The following is an 18,814-nucleotide window of genomic DNA, read 5'->3' as shown; positions in this document are numbered from 1 at the left end:
GTGGATGATAATCGTCAAATTGCAAAAAAGCGCTAACAAATCGTGCTAAAAAAATAACATTTTGTTTTCATTTGAAGGGCGGTTAACAAATTTATAACTACAGGTAGTCGAAAAAGGCAAAAACGTCCAACACGTTACGAACCTTGTGGTTCGTTTTATATTAAGCAAATGTGTCTTTTATAACTTTATGATTTAATAGTGATTAAAATTTTATATCGCCTCTTTTTGTGTGTTTTTTGTAGCATTTTGGCGTCCAAAAGGTAACGGCTATGCATGAAATTGGTTGAGAAATGGGTCTGAAAGGGTTACAAATAAGCCGAAATGAGAGCGGGATCGCAAAATGAGTCGCGAGCGGTCAAAAAAACGTCACAAAATAGCCTATCTGTACTTAAATGGTTAATGGCTTGTAAAATATTAGTTGTACTTAAGCTATTTATCAGGCAAAAAGGGCAGAACTGAGTTATAACTTGGTTCATGCGTTGCAACTTTGTAAGTTTCTTTGTGAATGTTATGTTGAATATTTCTGGGGTGTACTGTGAACAGTAACCATTTTTCCGTGGTGCATCGATTACCACAAAGTTATCGCTGGTCCTCAGGATTAGCGGGCATCAAAGTGGAAGCCATTCCACTGCCGATGAATGAAGAAGCAAACAATCTGATCGGACTCAAGCTATTGAGCCCTGAAGGCGACACCGCGCGTCAGGTATTGCAGGGGCTTAATTTATCGCTGCGTGAAATTCAGGTTGAGAGCAATATCATCGAATGTGACGGCGAGCTTTGCCTGTTCGTTAAACGCGACGATGAGAGCGCCACCATGTGCCGTCTCAAAAATATCGGAACGGCAATTGCCGAATCGGTTTCTGTTTCCGCTATTTACCCTTTCTAATGATAGTCGGCTATCGTTGCTGACCGTCATTTCCTGCCGCCAACGCCAATAACTTTTTCGTATACGCCTCCTGCGGATGGGAGAACAGCGTTTCACAGTCGCCCTGCTCGATAACATTCCCCCCTTTTAGCACAATTACCTGATGGCACAGGCTGCGTATTACCTGCAAGTCATGGCTGATAAACAGATAAGATAATCCGTGACGACGCTGTAAATTATGCAAAATTTCAAGTATTTGCGCCTGCACTGACTTATCGAGCGAAGAGGTCGGTTCGTCGAGAATCACTAATTCTGGCTGAAGGATCAGCGCGCGGGCGATGGCAATACGCTGGCGCTGGCCGCCCGAAAATTCGGTTGGATAACGATGGCGCGTTTCAGGATCCAGCCCAACCTCCTGCATGGCAGCAATAACCTGCTGCTCGCGCTGGGATTCGGTGAGTTTTTTATGGACTTTCAAACCTTCGGCGATGATCTGCAAGACGTTAAGTCGCGGATTTAATGCGGAATAGGGATCTTGGAAGACGACCTGAATACGGCTGCGATACGGCAGCATTTCGCGTCGTGAAAACTGGTGGAGCGGCTGACCATCAAATTCGATACGGCCAGAAGATTTCAGCAGTCGCAGCAGGGCCAGCCCGGTCGTACTTTTGCCAGACCCTGATTCGCCCACCAAGCCGATACTTTCACCGCGCCTTAAGGTAAAACTGAGCTGGTTCAACGCCTGTTTACTGCTCACTGTGCGGCGCAGCAGGCCGCGGCGCACCGGAAAACCGACGCCAAGATTTTCAACTTTCAGCAATAGCGGGCTGTTAGCAGGCACGGGCAGCGGACTGCCTTTAGGTTCGGCCTGCAACAGTTGGCGGGTGTAAGCGTGCTGCGGGGAAGCAAACAGAGCATCACGGCGATTATATTCCACGCAACGACCCGCCTGCATCACCGCAACGTTATCGGCAATGGAACGCACGATGCGCAGGTTGTGGGTGATAAACAGCATCGCCATGCCAAGCTCGTCTTTAAGCTCCTGTAACAGTTCAAGAATCTGCGCCTGCACGGAAACATCGAGCGCGGTAGTCGGTTCATCGGCGATCAACAGCTTTGGCTGGGTGAGAATCGCCATCGCAATCATCACCCTCTGACGTTCACCGCCCGAAAGCTGGTGCGGAAAATCGCCCAATCGCGAGGCGGCCTGCGCGATGCCCACGCGATCGAGACATTTAATGATTTCTGTCCGCGCGGCTTCTCGGCGCATGCCGCGATGTAACGCCAACACTTCCGCCAGCTGTTTTTCGATGCTGTGCAGCGGGTTAAGGGAGACCATCGGTTCCTGAAAAATCATCGCGATTCTGTCGCCACGAATTTTACGCAGCGCCGGTTCGCTGGCGTGCAGCAGGCTTTTTCCTTCGAAAATGATATCGCCCTGCGGATAGACCACCGATTGCGAACGCAAAAGCCGCAGTATCGACAGCGCCGTTACGCTTTTACCTGAACCCGATTCGCCCACCAGCGCCAGCGTTTCACCCGGCGCAATGTGTAATGACAAATCGCTGACCACTGTCGACAGCGCACCTTGCTGACGAAAGGCAATGTCCAGATTTTCGATTGAAAGCAGAGGCGCAGATGACATCGGCATTTACCTATCGTGATTGGCTTGGGTCAAAGGCATCGCGCACGGCTTCGCCTATAAAAATCAGCAGCGACAGCAGGATAGCGAGCACGAAGAAGGCGCTGATGCCGAGCCACGGCGCCTGAATGTTATTTTTGCCTTCAAGCAACAGCGAGCCGAGCGAGGGCGAGCCGATAGGCAAACCGAAACCCAGAAAATCCAGCGAGGCGAGGGTGGTTATCGAACCGCAAAGAATGAACGGCAAATAGGTCAGCGTGGCGACCATGGCGTTAGGCAACATATGGCGCAGCATGATGGTGCGATCGCCGACGCCCATCGCCTGCGCTGCGCGGATATAGTCGAAATTGCGGGTGCGCAAAAACTCGGCCCTGACTACGCCGACCAGCACCATCCAGCCGGAAAGCACGGTAATCAGCAGCAGCCACCAAAAATTCGGCTGGACCACGCTCGACAGCATAATAATCAGAAATAGCGTCGGCATGCCGGACCAGACTTCAATAAAACGCTGTCCCCAGAGGTCGACGCGGCCGCCGTAATAGCCCTGCGTCGCGCCAATCACGATGCCGATAATCGATGACATCAGTGTCAACATCAGGCCAAACAGCAGCGAAATACGCAGGCCGTAAAGAATTTCGGCCAGCACGTCATGGCCGTTGCTGTCGGTGCCGAGCAGATTTTGTCGCGAAGGCGGCGAGGGAAAAGGCTGAGTAGTCGAAAAGTTTATCGAGTTGTAGCTTTGCCGTAAGGGCGCCCACATCACCCAGCCGTGGCTTTCGAGCTGTTTAATCACAAACGGATCCTGATAATCGGTGACGGTTTGCATTTCGCCTCCGAAAGTCGATTCGCTGTAATCAATCATGAACGGCAGGTAAAACTGGCCCTGATAGCGCACCAGTAGCGGCTTTTCGTTAGCGATAACGTTGGAAAGCAGTGCCATCACCATTAGCACAACGAAAATCCACAGTGACCAAAAGCCGCGCGTGTTGTGTCGAAATCGCGCCCATCGCGCCTGATTAATCGGATTCAGCGGCATTATTGGCGGCCCTCGAAGTCAATTCTTGGGTCAACCAGCGTGTAGGTGATATCGCTGATGATATTAAGGAGCAGTCCAATGAGGGTGAAGATGTAAAGCGTGCCGAACATCACCGGGAAGTCGCGCTGCAAGGTGGCGTCGTAGCCCAGCAGGCCGAGCCCGTGCAGGGAAAACATCACTTCAATCAGCAGCGAGCCGGTGAAAAACATGCTGATAAAGGTCGCCGGAAAACCGGCAATCACCAGCAGCATGGCGTTGCGGAAAACATGGCGATAAAGAATTTTATTTTCATCCAGGCCTTTGGCTCGCGCGGTGACCACGTACTGTTTCTGCACTTCGTCGAGAAACGAATTTTTGGTCAGCATAGTGAGCGTTGCAAATCCGCCAATCACCGTCGCTAATACGGGCAAGGTAATGTGCCACAGATAATCGGTGATTTTGCTGTACCACGGCAGGGTATCGAAATTGGCCGAGGTCAGGCCACGCAGCGGGAACCAGTCAAGATAGTTGCCGCCGGTAAAGAAGACGATTAACAGGATTGCAAACAAAAACGAAGGCACGGCGTAGCCAATGATGATGACCGTGCTGCTCCAGGTGTCGAATGCACTGCCGTTTTTCACTGCCTTGCGGATGCCGAGCGGAATCGACACCAGATAGATAATCAGCGTGCTCCATAAACCTAAACTTATCGAAACCGGCAGGCTGGCTTTAACCAGCTGCATCACCGACGCGCCCTGAAACAGGCTATCGCCAAAATCAAACCGCGCGTATTGCCACAGCATGGTGAAGTAACGTTCGTGCAGCGGCTTGTCAAAACCGTAGCGTTTAGTGATTTCGGCGATGACTTCCGGGTCAAGCCCGCGCGCGCCGCGATACTGGCTGTCGCCAACCTGTCCGACTCCGCTAATCGCATGACCGGTGCCGCTGCCTCCGTTGCCGCCCGGTAAACCGCTGCTTTGGCCCATTTCAATCGACGCGATAGCTTGGTCGACCGGCCCGCCCGGCGCAATCTGCACGATAAAAAAGTTGATGGTAATAATCGCCCACAGCGTGGGAATGACCAGCAGGAGTCGACGGATCAGATAGGCGTTCAAGGTCGGCTCCTCACTTTTTCGCCGCTTGCAGGCGCGCGGCCTTGTTCATGTCAAACCACCAGGTGTCCAGCTCCAGCGAGTAGGGCGGGCGAATGGCGGGCATCGAAAACTTGTCCCAATAGGCGTAGCGATCGCGATTGGAGTACCACATCGGGATCATGTAATGGTGCCAGGTCAGTACGCGATCCAGCGCGCGGCCCAGCGACAGCAGCGCGTCGGGCTGTCCCTGATGGGCGACGATTTCATTGGTCAGCTGGTCGATCGCCGCATCACTAACGCCGGGCGTGTTATAGGTCGAATTCAGGTACTTTGAATTCCACATAATCTGCAAATCGGTACCGGGATAGGGCACGGCGCGATAGACGGTCGGGATCATGTCGTAATCACGTTTGCGTAATCGGCTGATAAACTGGGAATTATCGACCTGTCGAATACTCATGGTGATGCCTAGACGCTGCAAATTATGCTGGAACGGCAGCACATACTGCGCGTTGCCGCCGCTTGGCAGGAGTAATTCGAAGTTAAACGGCTTGCCGGTGGCGTTATTAATCAGCTGCTGATTCTTCACCGTCCAGCCCGCCTGTTTCAGCAAGGCCGTGGCTTTGAGCAAGTTGGTCCGATCATTGCCGCTGCCGTTGGTGCGCGGCGGCTGATAAAGCTGGCTAAAGACTTCGTCAGGCACCTTGCCTTTTAGCGGCGCCAGCCAGGCGAGCTCGGCGGCATCGGGATAATTACTGGCCGCGTAATCGGTATTCTGGAAATAACTGTCGGCACGGCGATAGGCACCGTAATAGAGCGCTTTGTTCATCCAGTCAAAATCAAACGCCAACGTCAGCGCCTCTCTGACGCGAACGTCTTTAAAAATCGGCCGCTGAATATTGAACGCCAGCCAGCGGGTATCCTGCGCGGCCTTGTTCTCGTCATCCTGCTTGATGATTAAATTGCGCGTAAAGTTGCTGCCCTGATACTGGGTGGTCCAGTTTTTGGGTGACGGCTCCATGCGAAAATCAAAAGCCCCGGATTTGAAGGCTTCTAGCGCCACGTTGTCATCGAGATAATAGTCGTAGCGAATAGTGTCAAAATTGTAGCGTCCTCGGTTAACCGGCAGATTGGCCGCCCAATAGTTTGTCACACGCGAATAGGTTACATATTGACCCAGCTTATAATCACTGATGCGGTAGGGCCCGCTGCCTAATGGCGGCTTAGAAAGCGGCTCATTGAATTTATGCTGGTTCCAGAACTTTTGCGGAATGACAGGTAGACCAAGCAGCCCGAGCATCTGCTCTTTGCTCGGCGTCGGAAATTCAAAACGCACGGTCAAACGAGAGATAGCTTTCACGACCACGCCTTTATAGACCACCCGAAACTGCGGCACGCCTTCGGTCATAAATTTTTGAAAGGTAAAGGCGACGTCGTTGGCGGTAATCGCGCTGCCGTCTTGAAATACGGCGTGCGGATTGATTTCGACTTCAACCCATTTGAAATTGCTGTCATAACGCGCCGAGTCGGCGATTAAAGGATAATAGCTGCCAATTTCGTCACTGGAAGGGGTAAACAGGCTGTCATACAGCGAATCGCTGCGAGCCGCCGCATTGCCCCGCGAGGCGTAACGATTAAAATTATCAAAGGTGCCAATCGCCGCGAGCGTGATGCTGCCGCCTTTTGGCGCGGCCGGATTAACGTAATCGAAATGGCTGAAGTTCGAGATGTATTTCGGATCGCCGAGAATGGCGAAGGCGTAACCGTCTTCAATGGAGGCCGCGTGGGCCAAGAATCCAGCGAACGACAGTAAAAGGGCAGTGATTGCGCGAAGAAACATTCCGAAAGTTAACTCCTGTTAAACACTGCTGACGCTGACTGATTCAATAATAGATTGTTTAGAGTAATAGTTTAATAAATTGAATAAGTTTACTCACTAAGTCGGCAGTTGTAACACAGCTAGGGGCAGAGTTGAAAGCAGAGGGCGGAATAAACAGAAAAAGGCGAGGTTTTTAAGAAAAGAGGCTTTTCTAGCAAGAGATTTAAGGGGAAGAACATTCATCAAAAAAGAGAGAGGTTGCAAAGAATTTTTGTTGGAAAGGGGAGAGAGCATAAAAGAAACGGCAATAAAAAAAGACCCTGTCGAGAGAGTCTTTTTCTATTCGCTTTATAAAAACATGTCGCTTTAAAAATACATGTCGCTTGGCTTGGACAGCAAGAGGTGGCGTTGTGTCGCTGCTATTGCAGCATCGCAGTCGCTAGACTCTCGGTATTGCTCGCAGGTCTTGAGCCAGACAATACGCGTCTTCCTTCACGATAACGCTTGGTCCAGTAGGCTTCAGTCAGGTTTGAAATCATTACGCCATTGCTGGTGGAAGCATGGACGAACTGATTGTTACCGAGATAAATACCTACGTGACGTCCGGTAGAACCTGCACCGAACAACACTAAATCACCGGGACGCAGCTTGTTACGCTGGATCTTCTTGCCTGTATCTTCCTGCTCGTAGGTGGAGCGAGGCAGATTCAGACCAAATTGTTCGCGGAATGTTAACTGTACGAAGGCTGAGCAATCAATACCACGCTTGCTGTCGCCGCCTAACCGATAACGAACGCCTTTCCAGTCTGCATATTGATCCATAATTTTGGATTTAATATCGACGTTGCGAACCATTGCTTCGAATTCATCCTGAGAGGCTTGAAGTAAAAGACCGTCTTGGTCCTTAACTGCATGCATCTCAGTTTGTGCGCTTTCTGTGTTCGAAGAATGTGTGCCACTACACGCGGAGAGAAGGATTGCCGCGCCAATCGCGGGTATTGCCCGCAATAAATATCTCAGAAACGGTTGAGACTTGACCATGTATGTTATTTTCCCTTGCTGTCCTTAACGATATAAATCGTTTTGCCTTACACAGTTAAATTTCAGGGGCGACGCGTTTTACGTTCATCCAAATAACCACATGACTGCTGTTAATTGGGAATCACTCATTGCTGCCGGACTGGTCATTTATCTATTTTGGGCAGGGTTGAGTGCCGAAACCAAGCGAGACTACCTGTTGCAATCAGCTTGGGCAAAGGCTCAGCCAGGAAATTGTGTAGTACCCCACACTTTTTATTGGAATCAAGCCAGTAATGCCACATTTCTGTGCAACGAGGTCGAGATTACCGCAATGATTAGGGGAATGCGAGATGTTTTAACGTTTTTTTAATAAGAAATAATGATGTAAGTCAGTGTAACTATTGGTGTTAAAAACGTTGATTAGGATTTATGCGAATTTGGTGTAAAAGCGCAGCAGAATGCGGCCTGCGAGCATATTTTCCGTTTATCCTATTTACAATGACGCAAAATAAAATGGCCCGAAAACAGTAAAATGCTGTTCGGGCCATAATAAAAACCGATAACTTCAAAAAGCTTTTTTTATCGTCGTAGTTTCGATAAACATTAACAAACGATTAATAATAAATTAGCGTGATAATAGTTTTGGCAATTTCTTATCGAGCCAATTGACTAAAATGTCGCTTGCAGGCGTCATTAACCACCAGCTTGCACCCACTAATACGACGGACAGCGAACCGACCATAATATCGGTGAACCAGTGCGCGCCAATCATTAAACGTGGCATTGAGAAAATAACCGTAATCAGCAGGGCGATGGCAAAGGCGCGCGCGCCGAGATAACGCAGCATAAAGACGGTGAAGACCATCAGCATCATGCCGTGATCGCCCGGGAAGCTGTCGCCGGAAGAATCTTTGGTTGGAATACCGGTCAGTTCGCTCACGCGATTAACGTGCGGGAAGCTTAATGACGGGCTTTTGTGGGATTCCGGCAGCAAATGCCCCAGCTGGTTAAGCACCACGGCGCTCAGTAACATCACGACGCCAATAATGATCAGTCGGCGGCGACCGACTCTGTCTTGCTTAAGGTAATAAGAAAGATAGAGCAGACCCATTGCCAGCAGCGAGCACAGGTCAAAGGCGCGATTGTTGGTGATCGCTACGACATGCAGAAACGTCTCGTTGGTGGCGAGATGACGATTAAAGAAGAAAAATACCGACGCGTCGATAGGAGCCCAAAAACCATGGTTTGCAGGCAGGTAATAAGACAAAAATAGTGCAATGCCGAGCACATTAAGCAGCAGTATCGCAGGGAGATTACGGCGAAGCATAGATTAAAACCTGTTTAAATTTGGATAGAGTAGTCAAACTGCCGAATACGGTAAGCCTGCTAAGTTAAACGAATCTTCAACAATTGTGATTGCAGCGCATTCCAGTCGCTGTTGTTACGTGAAATTAGCTCGATTCGGCTGTCTACGGGGGCCGACGGCAGAGTTTCGATATGGAGATCGTCGCCCTGACGGTTCACTCTCAACGTTCCTTCCTTTATATGTACCACCGCTTTTAACCGGTCGACGGGAGCCAAGCGCGCCCAATCGAGAAAACCGGCGGTGTCGAACAGCGTGTCGGCATCAAATATCCAGCCGCAGCTGGAATACTCGCCCGCCTGATTTAATGCACGACGCCAGCGTTGATGAGTCGGCAAGCTTAACGCCGCCAATCCTTGTGCCGCCAAACCCGGCTTTGCAGAATGCCCGTGATGATGTTTACCGTCCGGCAATTCACGCTGGTTTTTACGCGGCTGGTCGAGCAGGGCGTAATCAATCTGCCCTTGCGAGACCTGTTCGATAAGCAAATCGGCGTCCTGAGTCGCAATCCATTCAGCCAATTTATTTTTATCGTCTTCAGTATAGGCATCAATTTTATTAACGATCACAATATCTGCGGCGGCTAGCTGGTCACGGAAGTTTTCGTTGGCGACCACGCGCGCGTCGCCCAGCTGACGGGCGTCCAGTAGGCAAAACGAGGCGTTCAACGTGAGCCAGGATTGATACACTTCAGAGGTTAGCAAAGACAGAATCTGTTTCGGATGGCCCAGACCAGTTGGCTCGATCAGCAGGCGATCGGGTTTGGCCTGTTGCAGCAGCATGTTTAACCCGACCTGCATCGGCAAACCGTTGACGCAACACATGCAGCCGCCCGGGATCTCTTTTAATACCGCGCCCGTATCGGCCAGCAATGCGCCATCAATACCGACCTCGCCAAATTCGTTGACCAGCACCGCCCATTTTTCGTTTTCAGGCTTTTGGCTGAGCAGGTGGCGAATGGTGGTGGTTTTGCCACTGCCGAGAAAACCGGTGATCAGATTTGTTTTAGTCATGCTAAGTCCTTGCTTTCATGAAGAAGTCATTCACGGCCACGGCAAACGACCTCTCGATGATGAGTTAAAAATTCCGCCTATAAGATGCCGCCACGCGACAATAAAATCCAGTCAAAAGCGGCCATTGCGCACGTAATCATCCATTATCATCGAAACTAGGGAGAAGGATCGCAAAACCGCAATTTTGGTCCTACCAAATAGGCGACTTCACGCCGAGCTAACTGATTGCATGATAAACTGTTTCTCTTTGCATCAAGGCATAGGAGCAGGCGAATGCGACTGTATCAGGAAATTGGTAACCAGCTGCGTGAGGCGATTGATTCGGGGCTGCATCTGCCTGGTGAAAGGCTGCCGCCCGAGCGTGATATTGCGGAACAGTTTGCGGTGAGCCGCAGCGTGGTGCGCGAAGCGTTGATTATGCTAGAGCTTGAAAAGGTGGTTGAGGTGCGCAAAGGATCCGGCGTTTACGTGCTTGAGCCTAATGCTGAAACATCCGCGACAATCGCCGACAGCGGCTATGGCCCGTTTGAACTGTTGCAGGCGCGCCAGCTTTTAGAAAGCGAGGTCGCGGCCTTTGCGGCGGTACAGGCGACAAAATCCGACATCCTCAAGATGCGCGAAGCTATCGAGCTGGAAAAAAGCTTTGTTGCACAGGGGATTATCGACGAAAGTGCCGACGAGCTGTTTCACACCTTACTGGCGCAGGCGTCGCAAAACAGCGTGTTGGCTAACATGGTTTATGAACTGTGGCAGGTACGTAAAAATAGCCGCATGTGGCAGGGGCTGAATCAGCACGTTGGTAAGCGAAATTACAGTGAACTGTGGCTTAACGACCATCAGCAAATTCTGCGCGCAGTGCTGCGTCGCGAACCGAAAGCCGCAAAACAGGCCATGTGGCAGCATTTGGAAAATGTAAAAAGCAAACTGCTGGAAGTCTCCGACGCAGAAGATCCCGCTTTCGACGGCTTTCTGTTTAGCTCGGTGCCCGCCAGCCTTAACGACTGACGGGTCTGAAATCAAAAGTTTATACTCTCATTTTTTGATAAATAGTTCGGCTACGGTAGCTTTCGCGCCCTGACGTTGCAGGCTGAGATAGGCGCGGGTGATTGCCTCGACGGCTTCCGCGTTGGCAGGCAGTTCTTCGCCGAAAACATTTTTCAAGCCGAGCAGGGCGTGAACTCGCGCTTCGCCATCTTCACTGTTTTCAACAATAGCCTTTACCTTATCGGCCAGCGGATCTTTGATATCGATCGGCTGTCCCGCGTCGTCGACGCCGCCGACATAGCGCATCCACGCCGCCACGCCGAGCGCCAGACAGCTAAAATCACTGCCATGTTTCAGGTGCCAGCGAATAGAATCCAGCATACGCTGCGGCAGTTTCTGTGTGCCGTCCATCGCGATTTGCCAGGTGCGATGCTTCAAAGCCGTGTTGCTATAGCGTTCAATCAGGCTGTCGGCGTAAGCGGCCAGATCAATGCCGCTGACGCTTAATGTAGGGGCCTGCTCCTTTAACATCAGTTGATAAGCCGCCTGACGATAATGTTCATCCTCCATGCAGCTGTTAATGAAAGGATAACCCGCCAAATAGCCAAGATAGGCCAGAAACGAATGGCTACCGTTGAGCATTCGCAGCTTCATCTGCTCAAAAGGTAAAACGTCGGCGACTAATTGGGCGCCCACTTTTTCCCAGGCTGGACGACCGGCCACAAAATTGTCTTCGATGACCCACTGTAAAAATGGTTCGGCCGCAATCCCGCAGGGATCGTCAACGCCGCCAAGCGCCTCGCGGATCTCGCTTTCAAACTCGGGCGTCAGGGCCGGAACAATGCGGTCAACCATGGTGCTCGGGAAGCTGACAGATTCGTGGATCCAGCGCGCCAACTGCGGATCTTTCGCCTCCGCTAAACCCAGAATGGCGTTTTTTACCACGTGACCATTTTCGGGAATATTGTCGCAGGAGAGCACGCTAAATCCCGGCAATTGGCGCTGGTGGCGCACACGCAGGGCTTCAACCAGCAAACCGGGCACAGTAGCGGGCGGAAGTCCGCCGGCCAAATCTTTGACAATGTCAGGATGAGAGAAATCAAGCTTTCCGCTAACCGGTTCAATACAATAACCTTTCTCGGTGATAGTCAGAGAAACGATCGCCACCTGCGGTTCAGCCAATTTCTCTACGATCGCCTCGATCCCTTCGATTTTGCCGTGCATTGATTCACTTACTGCGCCCACGACGATCGCTTTATTGCCCGTCGCGCCTTTCTCCAGCACGGAAAAAAGATGATCCTGCTCCCGAAGCGCCCTGATCAACGTATCGCGTCCGAACAGCGACACTTCACAAATCCCCCAATCGCCGCCTTGCTGATTCAGCACTCGATCGGTCATTAAAGCCTGATGGGCGCGATGAAACGCACCAAAACCTATGTGTACAATCCGCGTTTTTAGCTGCTGACGATCGTACTGAGGCAGCTGAACATCGGCAGGCAGGGAGCAGGTGGAAATCTTATTCATGTTGACTCCATCATCTTCTGGTGAAATAAGTTTTTGTGAAATAAATGCTGGTGGAATAATTTCTAGTGAAATAAAAGAACTATAAATTGGTCAGGCCAAAATTGTAGGGAAAGGTTCTAAAACGGTCATTATTAGTCACAATAGCGGCTTTTAATGGCTTTCAGTGTAGAGATTTAGAGTGAAGATAGAAATTGGTAAGGCCAAATTTTGGCAGGCTTTGTGAAGAGGATCATAACTTCGGGGGCGAAAAGCGGCGTTTGCACCGGGATCGTAATAAGCGGGCAAAAAAAGAGCGCCGAAGCGCTCTCATCTGTTCATCGAAACGGCTAAAGCGTTATGCGCGACCCATATAGCGATGTTCCGCGATGTGGATCTGAATTTTGTCGCCTGCGCTCAGGTATTCTGGAACCTGAATCACTAAACCGGTACTCAGCGTTGCCGGTTTGTTGCGGGCGCTGGCCGATGCACCTTTGATGCCCGGCGCAGTTTCAACAATTTCAAGCTCGACGGTCTGCGGCATTTCCAGCGCCAGCAGCTGGCTGTCCAGCGTCAATACCTGCATGCCGGCCAAACCGCCTTCAGGAATGAACAGCAGCTCTTCTTCAATCTGAGATTTGTTGAAGGTGTAAGGGGTGAAATCTTCATCATCCATAAAGACGTATTCGTCGCCGTCAATATAAGAGAAGTTTACTTTGCGGCGGGTCAGGGTGACGGTATCTAAAATATCGTCGCCTTTGAAGCGCTCTTCTACCTTCATGCCGGTGCGCACATCGGAGAAACGCATTTTGTACAGAGTGCTTGCGCCACGTGCGCTTGGGCTCTGAACATCGATATCTTTTACCAGCAGCAATTTACCGTCGTAATTTACAACGAAGCCGCGTTTAATTTCGTTAGCACGTGCCATAAAATAACCTGTTTGCGATAAGTTTTGGATATTGGGCGACACGTTACTCGCGAGCGTGATTTCAGGCAAGTGGCTAACAGAAAAAGAGTGCTGAAAAGCCCGATTTTTAGGGGGATTGCTGCGAATTCGCTGGTGGGAATTTTGGCGTACTGCTATTGTCTGCCGCTGATGGGTCACCGACCCAATTCCCCCCTCAATCTGCAGCCCAAAGGGAGCTACCGATGGACTGTCGTTCAGATTGTGGCGCGTGTTGTATCGCGCCTTCAATATCCAGCCCCATTCCAGGCATGCCAAACGGCAAACCGGCCAATACGCGCTGCGTTCAGCTCGACGAATCCATGCGTTGCAAAATTTTTACCTCACCTCTGCGACCAAAAGTGTGCGGCGCGTTGGAGGCTAGACGCGATATGTGCCACTCCAATCGCGATGAAGCCTTCACCTATCTGTTGCAACTCGAGCGCGACACGGCACCGTAAGCCAAACTTTGCCCATCACAGTAAAAATCGTCAGCTATACTTCAGCTTTTTCCTGAGTCTCGTCCGTCGTTTAACGGGTGAAAAGGAAAAATGTGCGTAGCATCATAAAAATGCAACGCCAAAACAGGCAATGCTTGCAAATTAAGCGGCGCAGAATGAGACTCAGTGAAACGTTTCAGCGTTGTTCGATTATTTGATTTAATCCAACGGCGCTCCTTTTTTCTCAGTAAAGCTGAAACGATTCAAGTTCGGCGCGAGAGGAGAATTATGTTCCAGTTGTCACAGCAAGATATCCATTTAGGCGCAGCCGCCGGTACCAAGCAAGATGCTATTCGCCAGGTCGCCGCCGCGCTGACCGAAGCGGGTCGCGTAAGCGAAGGTTATGTCGACGGTATGCTGGCTCGCGAACTGCAAACCTCGACTTATCTTGGTAACGGGATTGCCATTCCGCACGGCACAACCGATACCCGTGATCTGGTGTTGAACACCGGCGTGCAGGTGTTCCAGTTTCCGCATGGCATTGAATGGGGCGAAGGCCAAACCGCCTACGTGGTGATCGGCATTGCCGCCAAGTCCGACGAACATCTCACCTTGCTTCGCCAGCTGACTCACGTGCTCAGTGACGACAGCGTGGCCGAACAACTGGCTAAAACTGACTCTGCCGAAGAGCTGCGCAGCCTGTTGATGGGCGAAAAAACCGCCGCCGAATTCCGTTTCGATACGCAGCTGATTTCTGTCGACGTCGCCGCTGACAGCCTGATTACCTTACAGGCGCTGAACGCCGGACGTTTGCAGCAGATTGGCGCGGTCGATACCTCGTTCGTCAGCGACGTTATCATTCGCAAGCCGCTGAGCTTGGGTCAGGGCATCTGGTTGAGCGACAGCGTAACGGGCAATCTGGCCAGTGCCGCCGCCGTGAGCCGTCCGGCTAAAGCTTTTGATCATGAAGGTGAAAAAGTCGCGCTGCTGTTAACGCTCGCCGCCGCTGACGACAAGCCGCTCGACGTGCTGAACTATTTGGGCGACCTGCTGCGCGCAGGCAAAGCAGAACGTCTGCTGAACGCCGACGCCGTGGGCGTTCTGGCGTTACTGACCAGCGAAGTTGAAGAACAAAGCGAAGTGTTGACCGCCGAATATGTGATCCGTAATGAACACGGCCTGCACGCGCGTCCGGGCACGGCGCTGGTCAACTGCATCAAAAAATTCAACAGCGACATTACTGTCACCAATCTCGACGGCAGCGGTAAACCCGCTAACGGCCGCAGCCTGATGAAAGTAGTCGCGCTGGGCGTTAAAAAAGGTCACCACCTGCGCTTTACCGCCAGCGGTGAAGATGCCGAAGTTGCATTGAAATCCATCGGCGAAGCGATTGCCGAAGGTCTCGGGGAGGGCGCATGAGCCGTCGAGTCGCCACCATCACGTTAAATCCTGCTTACGATTTAGTGGGCTTTTGCCCTGAAATCGAACGCGGTGAAGTCAATCTGGTTCAAACTGCGGGTCTGCACGCGGCAGGTAAAGGCATTAACGTCGCCAAGGTATTGAAAGATTTAGGTATTGACGTCACCGTCGGCGGCTTCCTGGGCAAAGAAAATCAGGACGGTTTCCAGCACCTGTTTAGCAGCCTCGGCATCGCCAACCGTTTTCAAGTGGTCGGAGGCCGCACCCGCATCAATGTGAAATTGACCGAAAAAGATGGCGAAGTCAGCGACTTTAACTTCTCCGGCTTTGAAGTCACGCCGCAGGATTGGGAACGTTTCGTCACCGATTCGCTGAGCTGGTTAGGCCAATTCGACATGGTCGCCGTCTGCGGCAGCTTGCCTGCGGGCGTCGCGCCGGAAGCCTTTACCGACTGGATGACCCGTCTTCGCAGCCAATGTCCGTGCATCATCTTCGACAGCAGCCGTGAAGCGCTCGTTGCCGGTTTGAAAGCCGCGCCGTGGTTGGTCAAGCCAAACCGCCGCGAGCTGGAAATCTGGGCAGGCCGTAAATTCAATGACTTGAGCGACGTCGTCGAAGCCGCTCATGCGTTGCGCGATCAGGGTATTGCGCACGTTGTAATCTCTCTCGGGGCAGAAGGCGCGCTGTGGGTCAATGCTTCGGGTGCATGGATAGCGAAGCCACCGGCTTGTGAAGTTGTCAGCACCGTAGGTGCGGGTGACTCCATGGTTGGCGGCCTGATTTACGGTTTGCTGATGAGAGAATCAAGCGAACACACGCTGCGTCTGGCTACCGCCGTCGCCGCATTAGCAGTAAGCCAAAGCAATGTTGGTGTCAAAGATCGCCCTCAGTTGGCGGCGATGATGGCCCGCGTTGATCTGAAACCCTTTAATTGACAGCAGGAGAGAAAGAATGAAAACGCTGCTGATTGTAGATAAATCAATTGGACAGGCAAGCGCGCAGCTGGCAAAAAACATGCTGGCGGCGGCTGCACAAAAAGCGGGACATCAGGTAGTGACGACGGCTGCCGAGGCTGACGTTGTACTGGCCGTAGGCGATGTTGTTCCTGAAGATGCTCAGCTCAACGGTAAAAATCTGTACCTGGGCCCATTGGCCGAATCAGTGCGTGCGCCGGACGAATTCGTTCAGCGCGGCGTGTCTGAGGCCAAGGCGTATCAGGCTCCGGTGCAAATTGCCAAAACGGCCACTGCTGCCCCTGCGGCGGCGGGTCCAAAACGTATTGTCGCGATTACCGCATGTCCAACCGGCGTTGCCCACACCTTTATGGCTGCCGAAGCCATTGAAAGTGAAGCAAAAAAACGCGGCTGGTGGGTGAAGGTCGAAACGCGCGGTTCCGTGGGCGCGGGTAACGCGATCACACCAGAAGAAGTGGCGGCGGCCGATCTGGTCATTGTCGCGGCAGATATCGAAGTTGACCTCGAGAAATTTGCCGGCAAACCGATGTACCGTACTTCTACCGGTTTGGCCTTGAAAAAGACTAAACAGGAGCTGGATAAGGCGTTAGTTGAAGCCGAACTCTACGAGCCGAAAAAGCTGGGTCATTCAGCGGGTAAAAGAAACGAAACCAGTGCGGGTCCTTATCGTCACCTGTTGACCGGCGTCTCTTACATGCTGCCGATGGTCGTGGCGGGTGGTTTGTGTATCGCGCTGTCATTTATCTTTGGTATCAAGGCCTTTGAAGTTAAAGGCACGCTGGCTGCGGCGCTGATGCAGATTGGTGGCGCGTCGGCCTTTGCGCTGATGGTGCCGGTACTGGCGGGCTTTATCGCCTTCTCCATCGCCGACCGTCCGGGTCTGACTCCGGGTTTGATCGGCGGTATGTTGGCCGTGAGCACGGGCGCAGGCTTTATCGGCGGTATTATTGCTGGTTTCCTCGCGGGTTACGTGGCGAAATTTATCAGTAACAAGCTGCGTTTGCCGCAAAGTATGGAAGCGCTGAAGCCGATCCTGATTATTCCGCTGGTCGCCAGTCTGATTACCGGTCTGATCATGATTTACGTGGTCGGTACGCCGGTCGCTAAAATCATGGCGGGTCTGACGGCGTGGCTGCAATCTTTGGGCACCACCAATGCGATTCTGCTGGGCGCGATTGTCGGTGCGATGATGTGTACTGACATGGGCGGTCCGGTTAACAAGGCGGCTTACGCGTTTGGTGTCGCACTGCTGAGTTCCTCTGTTTATGCGCCGATGGCGGCGATTATGGCGGCCGGTATGGTGCCACCGCTGGCGATGGGCGTCGCGACACTGCTGGCGCGTCACAAATTTGAACAGGGTGAACGAGAAGGGGGCAAGGCGGCGCTGGTTCTGGGCCTGTGCTTTATCTCCGAAGGTGCGATTCCGTTTGCTGCCCGTGACCCGATGCGCGTTCTGCCTTGCTGTATCGCAGGTGGCGCACTGACTGGCGCACTGTCGATGGCCTTTGGCGCGAAACTGATGGCACCACACGGCGGTCTGTTCGTGCTGCTGATTCCAGGCGCAATCACTCCAGTTCTGCTGTATCTGGTGGCAATCATCGCCGGTACGCTGCTGGCAGGCGTGTCATACGCTATCCTGAAACGCTCCGACGCCGCCGTTGCGGCCAAGATTGTGGCAAATAGCTAATATCTATAGGTTTATTTAAACCTCAAATGAAAACGCCCGATAATCATCGGGCGTTTTTTTTATTCTAGTTTACGAAACGATCATGCTGCCGCTTCGTCACCTTTTGCGTTTTGCTGTGATTTCAGCCAGGCGATTTCTTCGGCCCAGATGTCGGGGTTAACGGTTTCCAAAATCAGCGGGATATTATCGAAACGCGCGTCGCTCATGATGTAGCTGAACGGAACTTTGCCGATATTGCCTTCGCCCAAGCTGTGGTGGCGGTCAACGCGGCTGTTAAAGGCGCTTTTGGCGTCGTTTAAATGCATGCCGCGCAGGTACTGGAATCCGACCACGTCAGAGAAGTGTTTAAATGTCTGCTCGCAGCTCTCTTGCGTGCGCAGGTCATAACCGGCGGCAAAGGCGTGGCAGGTATCGATGCACACTCCGATTCGGCTTTTATCTTCAACGCCGTCAATGATTGCCGCCAGATGTTCGAAACGAAAGCCTAAATTGCTGCCCTGACCGGCGGTGTTTTCTATTACGGCCGTCACGCCCTGCGTTTTATCCAGCGCGATATTTACCGACTCGGCAATCTTGGCGAGACATTTGTCTTCATCGATTTGCATCAAATGGCTGCCCGGATGGAAGTTCAGCAGCGAAAGCCCCAACTGCTCGCAGCGCTGAAGCTCATCAACAAACGCCTCGCGGGATTTTTCCAGCGCTTCGTCAACCGGATGGCCGAGATTTATCAGAAAGCTGTCGTGTGGCAGGATCTGATTGCTGCTGTAACCGAATTGTTCACAGGCGGCTTTAAAACGTTCGATAACATCTTCTGCCAAAGGCGCCGCGCGCCACTGTCTTTGATTCTTGGTAAATAGCGCAAAGGCCGTGGCTTCCAGCTCGTGTGCTCGCAAGACTGCCTGATCGACGCCGCCCGCTGCACTAACGTGTGCCCCTACAAATTTCATGTTACCCCCGGTTATTTTTCCGTCATTCTGATTGGGTGAATGTCCCGTTGGTCGGAATAATAACTGCTTTGCGCGCGAGGGGGCAGCCAA

Annotated in this window: 16 protein-coding genes; 6 read left to right on the top strand and 10 right to left on the bottom strand. The window is 52.0% G+C overall.

Annotated features, from left to right (window positions below; all coding sequences use genetic code 11):
* Window positions 1-535: 535 nt before the first annotated feature.
* Complete coding sequence (locus SC206_RS02365; RefSeq protein WP_332733816.1) at window positions 536-886, top strand: YejG family protein; 351 nt, start codon at window positions 536-538, stop codon at window positions 884-886.
* A 10-nt stretch (window positions 887-896) separates the two neighbouring features.
* On the opposite strand, the gene yejF is transcribed toward SC206_RS02365, so the two are convergent.
* The 7 genes from yejF to SC206_RS02330 all read right to left on the bottom strand — a co-directional run bounded on the left by yejF (window position 897) and on the right by SC206_RS02330 (window position 9,830).
* Window positions 897-2,510 carry a microcin C ABC transporter ATP-binding protein YejF gene (gene yejF / locus SC206_RS02360; protein WP_332733814.1) on the bottom strand — a complete coding sequence of 538 codons (1,614 nt, stop codon included), beginning with the start codon at window positions 2,508-2,510 and terminating at the stop codon, window positions 897-899.
* A 10-nt stretch (window positions 2,511-2,520) separates the two neighbouring features.
* Entirely contained in the window at window positions 2,521-3,546 is a 1,026-nt protein-coding gene (locus SC206_RS02355; protein ID WP_332733835.1) for an ABC transporter permease, read from the bottom strand.
* Complete coding sequence (locus SC206_RS02350; RefSeq protein ID WP_332733812.1) at window positions 3,543-4,637, bottom strand: microcin C ABC transporter permease YejB; 1,095 nt, start codon at window positions 4,635-4,637, stop codon at window positions 3,543-3,545. The genes SC206_RS02355 and SC206_RS02350 overlap by 4 nt, the downstream gene beginning before the upstream one ends.
* Before the next feature lie 10 nt (window positions 4,638-4,647).
* Window positions 4,648-6,456, bottom strand: a complete 1,809-nt coding sequence (locus SC206_RS02345) for an extracellular solute-binding protein (protein ID WP_332733811.1) — start codon at window positions 6,454-6,456, stop codon at window positions 4,648-4,650.
* Window positions 6,457-6,854: 398 nt separating this feature from the next.
* Window positions 6,855-7,475, bottom strand: coding sequence for a bifunctional murein DD-endopeptidase/murein LD-carboxypeptidase (mepS, locus tag SC206_RS02340; protein WP_332733809.1), 621 nt, complete (start codon window positions 7,473-7,475; stop codon window positions 6,855-6,857).
* Window positions 7,476-8,079: 604 nt separating this feature from the next.
* Complete coding sequence (locus SC206_RS02335; RefSeq protein WP_332733807.1) at window positions 8,080-8,781, bottom strand: phosphatase PAP2 family protein; 702 nt, start codon at window positions 8,779-8,781, stop codon at window positions 8,080-8,082.
* A gap of 59 nt (window positions 8,782-8,840) precedes the next feature.
* Window positions 8,841-9,830: a CobW family GTP-binding protein gene (locus SC206_RS02330; protein WP_332733804.1), complete on the bottom strand. Its 990-nt coding sequence runs from the start codon at window positions 9,828-9,830 to the stop codon at window positions 8,841-8,843.
* A gap of 273 nt (window positions 9,831-10,103) precedes the next feature.
* On the opposite strand from SC206_RS02330, the gene SC206_RS02325 reads away from it, so the two are divergent.
* Entirely contained in the window at window positions 10,104-10,835 is a 732-nt protein-coding gene (locus SC206_RS02325) for an FCD domain-containing protein (protein ID WP_332733802.1), read from the top strand.
* A gap of 27 nt (window positions 10,836-10,862) precedes the next feature.
* Here the strand turns inward: SC206_RS02325 and SC206_RS02320 are convergent, their stop codons facing one another.
* Entirely contained in the window at window positions 10,863-12,338 is a 1,476-nt protein-coding gene (locus SC206_RS02320; protein WP_332733800.1) for a mannitol dehydrogenase family protein, read from the bottom strand.
* Between the two features lie 334 nt (window positions 12,339-12,672).
* Window positions 12,673-13,242 carry an elongation factor P-like protein YeiP gene (yeiP, locus tag SC206_RS02315; protein ID WP_332733798.1) on the bottom strand — a complete coding sequence of 190 codons (570 nt, stop codon included), beginning with the start codon at window positions 13,240-13,242 and terminating at the stop codon, window positions 12,673-12,675.
* 221 nt (window positions 13,243-13,463) lie between these two features.
* Between yeiP and SC206_RS02310 the strand changes: the two genes are divergently transcribed.
* From SC206_RS02310 to fruA, 4 genes are all read left to right on the top strand, one after another.
* Window positions 13,464-13,718: a YkgJ family cysteine cluster protein gene (locus SC206_RS02310; RefSeq protein WP_332733796.1), complete on the top strand. Its 255-nt coding sequence runs from the start codon at window positions 13,464-13,466 to the stop codon at window positions 13,716-13,718.
* 267 nt (window positions 13,719-13,985) lie between these two features.
* The gene (gene fruB / locus SC206_RS02305; RefSeq protein WP_332733794.1) at window positions 13,986-15,116 is read left to right on the top strand and encodes a fused PTS fructose transporter subunit IIA/HPr protein; all 1,131 of its coding nucleotides are present in this window, start codon (window positions 13,986-13,988) and stop codon (window positions 15,114-15,116) included.
* Window positions 15,113-16,051: a 1-phosphofructokinase gene (fruK, locus tag SC206_RS02300; RefSeq protein ID WP_332733792.1), complete on the top strand. Its 939-nt coding sequence runs from the start codon at window positions 15,113-15,115 to the stop codon at window positions 16,049-16,051. Before fruB ends, fruK begins: the two co-directional genes overlap by 4 nt.
* Before the next feature lie 16 nt (window positions 16,052-16,067).
* Window positions 16,068-17,777: a PTS fructose transporter subunit IIBC gene (gene fruA, locus SC206_RS02295; RefSeq protein WP_332733790.1), complete on the top strand. Its 1,710-nt coding sequence runs from the start codon at window positions 16,068-16,070 to the stop codon at window positions 17,775-17,777.
* A gap of 80 nt (window positions 17,778-17,857) precedes the next feature.
* Here fruA and nfo read toward each other — a convergent pair whose 3' ends face one another.
* On the bottom strand, window positions 17,858-18,724 hold the full coding sequence (gene nfo, locus SC206_RS02290) for a deoxyribonuclease IV (protein WP_332733788.1): 867 nt from the start codon (window positions 18,722-18,724) through the stop codon (window positions 17,858-17,860).
* Window positions 18,725-18,814: the final 90 nt, after the last annotated feature.

Origin of the sequence: Rouxiella sp. T17 (assembly GCF_036663475.1) — a bacterium.
Taxonomy (GTDB): domain Bacteria; phylum Pseudomonadota; class Gammaproteobacteria; order Enterobacterales; family Enterobacteriaceae; genus Rouxiella.
This window is presented reverse-complemented; position numbering and strand designations above follow the sequence as displayed.

Excerpts from the sequence above, each read along its gene's own strand:
- yejF (WP_332733814.1), bottom strand. The coding sequence starts at position 2,510 with ATGTCATCTGCGCCTCTGCTTTCAATCGAAAATCTGGACATTGCCTTT.
- SC206_RS02345 (WP_332733811.1), bottom strand. The coding sequence starts at position 6,456 with ATGTTTCTTCGCGCAATCACTGCCCTTTTACTGTCGTTCGCTGGATTC.
- mepS (WP_332733809.1), bottom strand. The coding sequence starts at position 7,475 with ATGGTCAAGTCTCAACCGTTTCTGAGATATTTATTGCGGGCAATACCC.
- SC206_RS02335 (WP_332733807.1), bottom strand. The coding sequence starts at position 8,781 with ATGCTTCGCCGTAATCTCCCTGCGATACTGCTGCTTAATGTGCTCGGC.
- SC206_RS02330 (WP_332733804.1), bottom strand. The coding sequence starts at position 9,830 with ATGACTAAAACAAATCTGATCACCGGTTTTCTCGGCAGTGGCAAAACC.
- SC206_RS02325 (WP_332733802.1), top strand. The coding sequence starts at position 10,104 with ATGCGACTGTATCAGGAAATTGGTAACCAGCTGCGTGAGGCGATTGAT.
- SC206_RS02320 (WP_332733800.1), bottom strand. The coding sequence starts at position 12,338 with ATGAATAAGATTTCCACCTGCTCCCTGCCTGCCGATGTTCAGCTGCCT.
- yeiP (WP_332733798.1), bottom strand. The coding sequence starts at position 13,242 with ATGGCACGTGCTAACGAAATTAAACGCGGCTTCGTTGTAAATTACGAC.
- SC206_RS02310 (WP_332733796.1), top strand. The coding sequence starts at position 13,464 with ATGGACTGTCGTTCAGATTGTGGCGCGTGTTGTATCGCGCCTTCAATA.
- fruB (WP_332733794.1), top strand. The coding sequence starts at position 13,986 with ATGTTCCAGTTGTCACAGCAAGATATCCATTTAGGCGCAGCCGCCGGT.
- fruK (WP_332733792.1), top strand. The coding sequence starts at position 15,113 with ATGAGCCGTCGAGTCGCCACCATCACGTTAAATCCTGCTTACGATTTA.
- fruA (WP_332733790.1), top strand. The coding sequence starts at position 16,068 with ATGAAAACGCTGCTGATTGTAGATAAATCAATTGGACAGGCAAGCGCG.
- nfo (WP_332733788.1), bottom strand. The coding sequence starts at position 18,724 with ATGAAATTTGTAGGGGCACACGTTAGTGCAGCGGGCGGCGTCGATCAG.